The 8,280-nt window shown below is 67.5% G+C and carries 8 protein-coding genes; 5 read left to right on the top strand and 3 right to left on the bottom strand.

Annotation, left to right across the window (positions count from 1 at the left end; translation table 11 throughout):
• Positions 1–295: 295 nt before the first annotated feature.
• Together LZ604_RS32950 and LZ604_RS32945 are read right to left on the bottom strand one after the other, a co-directional pair.
• A complete protein-coding gene (locus LZ604_RS32950; RefSeq protein WP_234519723.1) occupies positions 296–781 on the bottom strand; it encodes a DUF6573 family protein in 486 nt (161 codons plus the stop codon).
• Positions 766–1,086, bottom strand: coding sequence for a hypothetical protein (locus LZ604_RS32945; RefSeq protein WP_234519721.1), 321 nt, complete (start codon positions 1,084–1,086; stop codon positions 766–768). The genes LZ604_RS32950 and LZ604_RS32945 overlap by 16 nt, the downstream gene beginning before the upstream one ends.
• Before the next feature lie 507 nt (positions 1,087–1,593).
• On the opposite strand from LZ604_RS32945, the gene LZ604_RS32935 reads away from it, so the two are divergent.
• The 3 genes from LZ604_RS32935 to LZ604_RS32925 all read left to right on the top strand — a co-directional run bounded on the left by LZ604_RS32935 (position 1,594) and on the right by LZ604_RS32925 (position 3,341).
• Positions 1,594–2,433, top strand: coding sequence for a hypothetical protein (locus LZ604_RS32935; RefSeq protein WP_234519719.1), 840 nt, complete (start codon positions 1,594–1,596; stop codon positions 2,431–2,433).
• Complete coding sequence (locus LZ604_RS32930) at positions 2,373–2,987, top strand: hypothetical protein (RefSeq protein ID WP_234519717.1); 615 nt, start codon at positions 2,373–2,375, stop codon at positions 2,985–2,987. Before LZ604_RS32935 ends, LZ604_RS32930 begins: the two co-directional genes overlap by 61 nt.
• Before the next feature lie 153 nt (positions 2,988–3,140).
• Positions 3,141–3,341 carry a phosphatase PAP2 family protein gene (locus LZ604_RS32925; protein ID WP_308283703.1) on the top strand — a complete coding sequence of 67 codons (201 nt, stop codon included), beginning with the start codon at positions 3,141–3,143 and terminating at the stop codon, positions 3,339–3,341.
• Between the two features lie 192 nt (positions 3,342–3,533).
• Here the strand turns inward: LZ604_RS32925 and LZ604_RS32920 are convergent, their stop codons facing one another.
• Positions 3,534–4,016: an ATP-binding protein gene (locus LZ604_RS32920; RefSeq protein ID WP_234519715.1), complete on the bottom strand. Its 483-nt coding sequence runs from the start codon at positions 4,014–4,016 to the stop codon at positions 3,534–3,536.
• 535 nt (positions 4,017–4,551) lie between these two features.
• Here LZ604_RS32920 and LZ604_RS32915 point away from each other — a divergent pair.
• Both LZ604_RS32915 and LZ604_RS32910 read left to right on the top strand, forming a co-directional pair.
• Positions 4,552–5,715, top strand: a complete 1,164-nt coding sequence (locus LZ604_RS32915) for a tyrosine-type recombinase/integrase (RefSeq protein ID WP_234519713.1) — start codon at positions 4,552–4,554, stop codon at positions 5,713–5,715.
• Between the two features lie 206 nt (positions 5,716–5,921).
• Positions 5,922–8,189, top strand: coding sequence for a tyrosine-type recombinase/integrase (locus LZ604_RS32910; protein WP_234519712.1), 2,268 nt, complete (start codon positions 5,922–5,924; stop codon positions 8,187–8,189).
• Positions 8,190–8,280 lie beyond the last annotated feature (91 nt).

The following is an 8,280-nucleotide window of genomic DNA, read 5'->3' as shown; positions in this document are numbered from 1 at the left end:
GTCTCGTCCTGGCCCGGCTTCGTGTACGCCTCGATGTGGGGCGCAGCATGGGGGCCACGGCGCGGCGGCCGCCGCCTCCTGCCAGGCGTCGTACGACAACCGGCGCCCGAGGCGGGGCCGGCCGTCGGCCGGGCGCGGAGAAGTCCCCTGACGGGGGCTTCGTGGGCGGCTAGCCCTGCCTCCCGACAGGACCCGGGATCGTGGGGTACGGGCCGGGGTCGACCGGCACCGGCGAAACAGCCCGGGCCCGGCCGCGCCCGCCGAGGGCGTCAGTCCTCGCCCGGCTGCATGATCGTCATGACCCGCTCGGCGTTGTCGCCGGGCCCGATCTGGGCGGCAAGCCGGACTCGGCGGGGCTGACGGGCGCGGCCGCCTCGCGGAATCCGGTACAACTCGACCGTAACGCTGCTGCCCCGCCCTGGCTGCGCCGGATGGCGGAGCGGGTCATGGTCAGGATGTCCCACAGACGGCCCGTCTCGTCCTGCGGGGTCTGGCGGCGGCTGTCCTCGTCGCCCCACAACACGCAGTGCGCCCAGGCGGCGGCAGTCAAGGCGACTGGGACCCGGAAGCCCGCCTCCCTGGCCAGCTCGGTCGGGGCGGCCACCAGGACCCCGTCGGCGAGGGCCTGGGCGCGCGCGTAGGCGTGGATGACGTCGGCTTCGCCGCCGAACAGCTCCGTGAGCGCGTCGGCCTGGCTGTGCTGCTCCTCGGGCCTCCAGCGCATGGCGTCCTCGCTGACGCCGTCGCAGTCAGACGCGCCGGGGATCAGGGAGTCGGGCATGGTGTGACTTTCGGTCGTGTCTTCGGTCGGTCCCGGCAGCGGGGGTACCACTCCCCCGCCTCCGGGCTGGGTTGGTGCTGGCCTGGTGAGACCGCCAAGACGTCGTGCCCGAGCTGGACGAGCCGCAGCCCGATTCGGGCGGCCGCCTCTCGGTCCTGGCCGGGTTGGGTGAAGGCTTCGATGTCGGACCGCCAGGTGAAGGCGGCGGCCTCGATAGCGGCGCGCGTTTCGTCGTCGAGGTCGTCGGCGCACTGAGGGGCGACGACGACGGCCCCGAGCCGGCTGTCAGTGGTCACCAGGTACATGGGGGTCGACCTTTCGGGCGCGTCGGGCGCTGGCGAGGAAACGGCGGATCATCTCCACGAAGGCGGCGGTGTCCGCCCGGAAGACGCGACAGAGTTCGCTCAATTGACGAGGCGAAATCGGGGCCTTGCTTGGTGAGCTTCCGCGGTGCCGGGCGCGTGTTCTTGATCAGCGGCGGGGGCCTGGGAGCACGTGGATGCGAGCCATGGCCGTCTCGAAGGTGGATCCGTCACCGGCATGGCCCGCAGTGACGGTGAACGCCAAAGGCCGTGGACGGCCGTCCGCGGCCAAGTGGGCCTTGGTCTTTACTTGATCACCTGCTGGACGCCGCTTCGAGAAAGCGCGAGGTTAGCCGCCGCGATGGCCGTCTTCGACGTTGGCGCCTGCGTTGGGAGCTGTTCGGTCTCTTGATACGGTCGGCGGTCGGACGGTCACCGACGGTCCGACGGCTCCGTCACGAGGGCAAAGGGGACGTACACGGGATGCGCGTTCGGGCAGTGGCGGGAGCGTTGGCACTGACGGTGGTATCGCTGGCGGGCTGCAGCGGCCAGGCAGATGGCGGCCATAAGGGCAGCAACGGCAACCCTCTGAATCCCTTTCACCAGGCGAAGCCACTCGCCAAACTGAGCGTGCCTGCTGCCTACGATGCGGGCGAGGGATGGGACACGGCACTCGGCAGCGTTCCGAAGCAGGCGGCCAACGTACCCGTGGTGGCGGTGCCGGGCGCCGGTGGGGTTGCCAGCATTCAGGGGGCTGCAAACGGCTACACCACCATAGTGCGGGCCGCTGACACGGGGCGGATCAAGTGGTCTTCAGCGCCATGGGAGATACCCACGCCCAGCGATTCCGAGTCGTCGCAGACGCCGGGTGTGACGGTTGTTGATCAGGAGGGCCGCGAGTACGTCGTCACCTACGCCCAGGGCGTGCGGAGGAAGGACGCACTGCACGACGGCACCGCAGTGGTCAGTCTGGCGGTGTACGCCGCTGACGGGCAGGGCACGTCGGTGAAGCCGCTACGGCAGATCGACCTGCCGATAGAGGGAGAGCTGGCGGTGCGGGTCTCCGCGTACGGTGGCCGGGTACTGGTCGGCCTGGGCAATATGGTCGACTCGGGCATGTACCCGGCACGTGCGTATGCGGTGAATGTGGTGACGGGTCAGAGCACCGCCTACAACCATCCTGATGACCTGCTGTCCCAGTGCGGCCAGGCTGACTGCGCGGGGGGCCGTGTCATCACGGCCACCCCGGAAGGCCCGTTGGTTGGTGTTACAACGGAGGCTTTGGCCTGGTGGGCCACTGGTTCAGCGACTCTGTGCGCCCGAGCGGTACCGAGCGGACCGGCGAGCTAGCTCCCTTCAACGGACTGGCCTATGGCGTCATCGACGGCCACCTGTTCGCCGGCTGGCAGACCCCGGACAAGGAGGACGGCACTGGCGCCGATCCCGTGTGGTCCGTGCACGATCTGGGGACAGGACGTCTTCAGGCATCCATGACCTGCGGCTACGACCTGAACAACCACATTAATGCGGGCAACTACCGATCGAACCGTGAGTACGGCGTGGTCGCATCACCCAACGGCCGATATCTCGCCGCCGGGCCCGTCGTCTTCGATCTGCAGCGGAAGAAGGGTATCTGTCTGGCCAAGAGTGGCGACCGGAAAGACATCGTGATCGTCTCGATCCGCGACGATGGAACCGCGTACGGAGCCGTCCAGCAGGACTCGACTGCCGAAGGCACCGAACCCGCCGCCGTGCAGGTAGATCTCAACGAGGGCCCTAATACTGCGAAGGTCCTCGGCCGCGGAACCATCGTGCCACTGGTGACCAACGTAAAGGGCGCGGGACGCTTCCTGAGCCGGGACGACAATGGAGCCCTGCACGTCTCCCTGCGGCGCGAGCGCTGAAGTTCACCGTCCCACGCCCACTCCTCACAAACCGCCGAGCGCCCGCCGACGCGAGGGACGGACGCCTGTCGGCAGCGTAGGTGAACTCGGTCAGCACGGTCCGTAGTTCGTTCAGGTGCACCATAAAGTGCGAGGTTGGCCACCGCGGCCGCGGTGGCCTTTACGGCTGCGGTTGCCCCCTCGTGGCCGCTGGCCGGAAGGAACTGTTCGGTGCCGGCCGCCCTCGTGGCCGTGGAGCGGATGCAGTCAGGCGCCCACTACCCCAGTGACGTCGCCGCCGGTGCCGCCATCGGGCTCGTCACTGCCTGGCTGGTCAGGCGCCTACCGCAGCTGGAGCTGCGCGTGTGGCGGTGACCAGAGCGGGGCCGAGTGGGTGGGCGAGTGCTGGTCAGGCGGCGTCGGACCGCCGCCGACCGGCCTGCGGACGCGTGAGGGGTCCTTGCCTTCCGCCCTGGATCAGGCGCAGGTGCCGGGGGTGGGCGTCGCGGGGTGGCTGCCGGGTGCGCGTCAGCCAGTCCTCGACACGGTCTGCCGAACGTCCTGCTGTTACAGGGGCCGGCGTCCGGCGAGTTCCCCGCCTGGGTCGTCTATGAGGGCGATGCGGGCGGTGATGCGTTTGCCGACTGGCTCCCGCTGGGCTTCGAAGCCCTGGGAGACGGCCATGACGATCTCCAGGCCGTGCTGTCCTACCCGGCCTGCGTCGGCGGCCCGGGCCACCGGCAGTACCGGGTCGGAGTCCCACACCACTACTTCGACCGTGTCGCCGGTGATGCGCAGGTCCAGCAGTATCGGGCCGGGCGCGTACTTGCGGGCGTTGGTGACCAGCTCGCTGACCACCAGCTGGGTCAGATCCATGGCGCGCTGCGAGACGGGCAGCCCATGTTCGGCCTGCACACGGGTGAGGAAGCCGGCGGTCAGGTGGCGGGCCTGGGCGATGTCCGTGCCGTCCCCGCTCAGGGCCACGGCGGTCTGCAGGGTGCGCTCATCCGGCGCCGTGCCGTCCTCACCCAAGGGCACCGCTGGTTCCATGCCGACCGCCTTCTCCCCCGTTGCCACCCTGCCCGTACCCGCGCCTGCGCGGCACACGCCCTTCGCCCCTCTATTGGCCCTCGTCCAGGGCAAGGACATCGCCAGCACCGTGCAGGGCAGCACTGCGGGGCCGAAATCGCGGTGTGCCAGTATCCCCTACATGGGTGAAGGACGAATTCCGGACGCCGAGCAAGCTGAACAGGTACCGCCGCCTGGCGGGCTGTCGGTCGTGGCGACCTCTGGTCGGTGAGGCTGAAGGTCATCACCATGATCATTTCGGAATCGTCGGCGACGGAGACGAGGTGGGTTCCGCAGCACGGGCAGAAGCCGCGGTGCAGGGACGGGCTTGTTGACCGAACTAACTCATAAGTCTTCGCAGCTCAGGTGGGGTATCTGCTAGCTTCCCGACGTGCTTGATGAGCAAAGTCCCGTAAGGGATCTGAGGGCCTTCGTCCTGCCCGAGTTAGGCCGGCTACTGGAGACGGGAGACCCCTGGGAGCCGTACAGGGTGCTGGATCCGGTCGGGAGACCGGTGATGCCCACTGTGCTGTACCTCAAGGAGCTGATGGCGAGGGACAGCTCGCCGCTCACGCCGCGCTCGTACGGCATGGATCTGCTGCGCTGGTTCCGGTTCTTGTGGGTGCTCGGGGTCGAGTGGGACCGTGCGACCCGGGAGGATGCCCGGGACTTCATGTTGTGGATGAAGGTGGCGGACAAGCCGGTACGCGTCCACTGGCGCCACCGAGGCAAGGCCCCGTCCGAGATCCCACCGCCTCGCAGTGACAGGCCGGTGCCGGGGACACCGAATCCGGTCACCGGCAAGCCCACCGTCGGGACGAAGTACTCGCCGAGAACCCGTGCTCACTGCGAGACGGTGCTGCGGCAGTTCTACGACTTCCATCTGGATGGCAACGTCGGGGCATTGCTCGTCAACCCATTCCCGCTGGTTCGTGAACGCCGCTCGGCTCGGCCCGGGTCGCACAGCGATGGTGAGAAGAAGCACCGGAACCGGCGCACCGGCCTCTACCGGCCGACCGTTCCTCAGCAGATCCCGCGGCGGATTCCCGACGAGAAGTACACCGAGGTCTTCGCCGGGCTCCGCTCGCACCGCGACCGGGCACTGCTGGCCTTCTGGGTCGCCACTGGCGCCCGCGCCGAGGAACTGCTTACCGCCAAGCAGGGCGGTGCGATCGTAGGCGAGCAGACCATCGGAGTAATCCGCAAGGGCAGCCGCGAATACCAGGAGCTGCCCGCTACCCCGGACGCGTTCGTCTGGCTGCGGCTCTACCAAGAGGCTGCCTGGAAGATGGGCGTGCCTCGCGGCCGCCACCACCCCCTGTGGTGGACACTACGGCGCCCTTGGCGGCCGCTGGAGTACGACGCGGCCCGCATGATGTTCAACCGTGCCAACGAGCTCTTGGGCGCCAACTGGACCCTTCACGACCTGCGGCACACGGCGACGTTCCTGATGCTCGACGACCCGAACATGCCGCCGGTCTACGTGCAGAAGATCCTCGGTCACAAGTACCTGTCGACCTTGGACATCTACAACTGTCCCACCAGGGACGACGTCATTGCTGCTGGGCTTGCCCACCATGCCCGTCAGGAGCAGAGACGCAAGGAGCCTCCCGTGCCCGTCGATGAACCGTCCTACAACCCCGACTCCTTGTCCATCCTCTTCGGCCGGAACGTGTCATGACCAGCGCTACGACACAGGTCGCCTCGAGCTTCGTCCCGCGGGAAACGAGCTTGGTGGGCGCAGAAGCGCTCGCCTTGATGGACCGATTCCCATCTCGGGAAAAGCCGAGTACGTGGCCAGCAACGGCCCTCTCGCGCGGAGAAGTCCTTGAGCGGCTGGCTCGTCCGCCGCTGCGAGCTGCGGACAGCAGCGCTCAGGAAACTCGTATGTTCGGTGCACGCCTTCTGCTGGATTGGCTGGCGACCTACCCCGGCGAGACCTGGCAACAGCGCTGGCAGGCGAGCCCGACCTACGGCCAGCAGATCGCGTCCCAAGGATGGAGGGACGCCTTCGCGAAGTGGGCCCGCTCGGAAGCCCGCGTGTCCCGCCGCGAAACGCTGCTGGTCGGGGTTCTGGCGCTGCTCTGCGCGGATGCTGTCAGACCCGACCCGGAGTTCCTCATCGGGTCAAGATCACGGCACCTCCGACCGGCTCTGGAGGCAACGCGCGACCCCGAGGGATTCGCCCGGCTGAGGGCGTCACTGCCGACCAACCTGTCATCGGCTGACGGTTCGTCCGGGCTGAAGACCATCGCGGAGATCATGGCCTGCCAGGGCGGCACCATCGACGACATCGTCGTCGGTGACCTGCTGCTATGGCACCGCACGAACCGGACCAACAGCAACCGGCGGATCGAGCTCGCCTACACCTGGCTGCGCGACTTGGGCCTCTTTCCAGCAGACGCACCGCACACGCTCTTCCGGATCTCGCACCGCACCGGGCAACTCACTGCGGCAGATCTTGTGGACCGCTACCAGCTGCAATGCCGGCCGATCCGCGATCTGTTGGTCGCCTATCTTTCCCATCGGTCCGTAGGTCTCGACTTCACATCCTTGCAAGGGCTCACCGTCTCGCTGGCGCTTCGGTTCTGGGATGACCTGGAGCGACATCATCCGGGCGTCGACTCTCTTCGGCTGCCAGCCGAGGTGATCACTGCCTGGAAGCTCCGTCTGGCCACGAAGACCGTCCGCAAGCGTCTGCCCGACGGCTCGTTCGGCGAGGTCACAGAGCCACGCAGGAACGCGACTGCCATCAAGACCCAGGTCCGGGCCTTGTACTTGGACCTGGCGGAGTGGGCCGTGGAAGACCCCAGCCAGTGGGCCGCTTGGGTCGCTCCCTGCCCGATCAGTGAAGCCGAGTGCTCGACAGCAAAGGCTGACCGCCAGCTCAAGGCCCGGATGGACCAACGCACTCGTGAGCGCCTGCCCGCGTTGCCCACACTGGTGCAGACAGCCGACCGCCTCCGGAAGGAGGCCAAGGCCCGGCTCGATGCACTCAACGCCGCACCGCTCAGCTCGACATTCACCGTATTGGGCGAGACATTCACCGTCCCACGCTCCAGTAAGCGCGCTGACGGACGCCCGATCCATGCCTGGGACGCCTCCGGCCGCCGACGATCGTTCGCGGGCGAGGAGCGGAGTGCGTTCTGGGCGTGGGCTGCGATCGAGATCTTGCGGCACACCGGCATCCGCATCGAAGAGCTTCTCGAGCTGGGGCATCACAGCATCATCAGCTACAAGCTGCCCACCACTGGTCAGGTCGTTCCGCTCTTGCAGATTGCCCCGTCGAAGACGGACCAGGAGCGACTTGTCCTGGTCACACCAGAACTGGCGGACGTCCTGAGCGCGGTTGTCTCCCGAGTCCGGGCCCCCGACGGTCGGGTTCCCCTGGTTCGAAGCTACGACCACTACGAACGGGTCTGGAACCCGCCGATGCCACTGTTGTTCCAAGATCGCATGAGTGGATACTCACGTCCGCTGTCTGCAGCGTCGATCCGCAGGGGACTCGACGCGACTCTGCTGGCCTCGGGTTTGGTGGACAGCGCGGGCGAGCCCCTCATCTTCCAGCCCCATGACTTCCGTCGAATCTTCATCACGGACTCCATCCTCAACGGCATGCCGCCACACATCGCCCAGGTCATTGCTGGTCACGACCACATCGGAACGACGATGGGATATGCCGCGATCTACCCGACAGACGCCATCGAGGCACATCGAGCCTTCATCGCCCGGCGCCGGGCCCTGCGGCCTGTCGAGGAATACCGCACCGTCACCCCGGAGGAATGGGACGAATTCCTCGGCCACTTTGAGCGCCGCAAGCTTGCCCTGGGCGACTGCGGCCGCGCATACGGAACTGATTGTGCTCATGAGCACGCTTGTGTCCGCTGCCCCGTTCTGATCGTTCACGCGTCCGAACGGCCTCGGCTCGTCGAGATCCGCGACAACCTCCTCGCGCGCATCCTGGAGGCTGAGCGGGAGGGCTGGCTCGGCGAGATCGAAGGACTGCAGAGCAGCCTGACCCACGCCGAGGAAAAGATTGCCCAACTCGACGCGCAGATCGCCCGGAAACAGGAGGCAGTCGACCTGGGAGTTCCCACCTTCCGGGAGATCGTTGCTCGCGCTACTGCGGTCGCCGCACCGCAGGAGCCTTCGTGACCTGGACCGTTGTCGCCTCCGGCGATGGCCAGGGGAGCCGACGGCGGGAATGGACATGCCGCAGTCGGCGTAATGACCCCGTACGGCCGAT

It is taken from the genome of Streptomyces glomeratus (assembly GCF_021462825.1).
In the GTDB taxonomy this organism is placed as follows: domain Bacteria; phylum Actinomycetota; class Actinomycetes; order Streptomycetales; family Streptomycetaceae; genus Streptomyces; species Streptomyces glomeratus.
The sequence above is the reverse complement of the archived record's forward strand: the minus strand, read 5'-3'. Positions and strand labels throughout refer to the sequence as shown.

Bases quoted from the DNA above. Each gene is read 5' to 3' on its own strand.
- LZ604_RS32950 (WP_234519723.1), bottom strand. From the start codon at position 781: ATGCCCGACTCCCTGATCCCCGGCGCGTCTGACTGCGACGGCGTCAGC.
- LZ604_RS32915 (WP_234519713.1), top strand. From the start codon at position 4,552: ATGCCCACTGTGCTGTACCTCAAGGAGCTGATGGCGAGGGACAGCTCG.
- LZ604_RS32910 (WP_234519712.1), top strand. From the start codon at position 5,922: ATGTTCGGTGCACGCCTTCTGCTGGATTGGCTGGCGACCTACCCCGGC.
- LZ604_RS32920 (WP_234519715.1), bottom strand. From the start codon at position 4,016: ATGGAACCAGCGGTGCCCTTGGGTGAGGACGGCACGGCGCCGGATGAG.
- LZ604_RS32945 (WP_234519721.1), bottom strand. From the start codon at position 1,086: ATGTACCTGGTGACCACTGACAGCCGGCTCGGGGCCGTCGTCGTCGCC.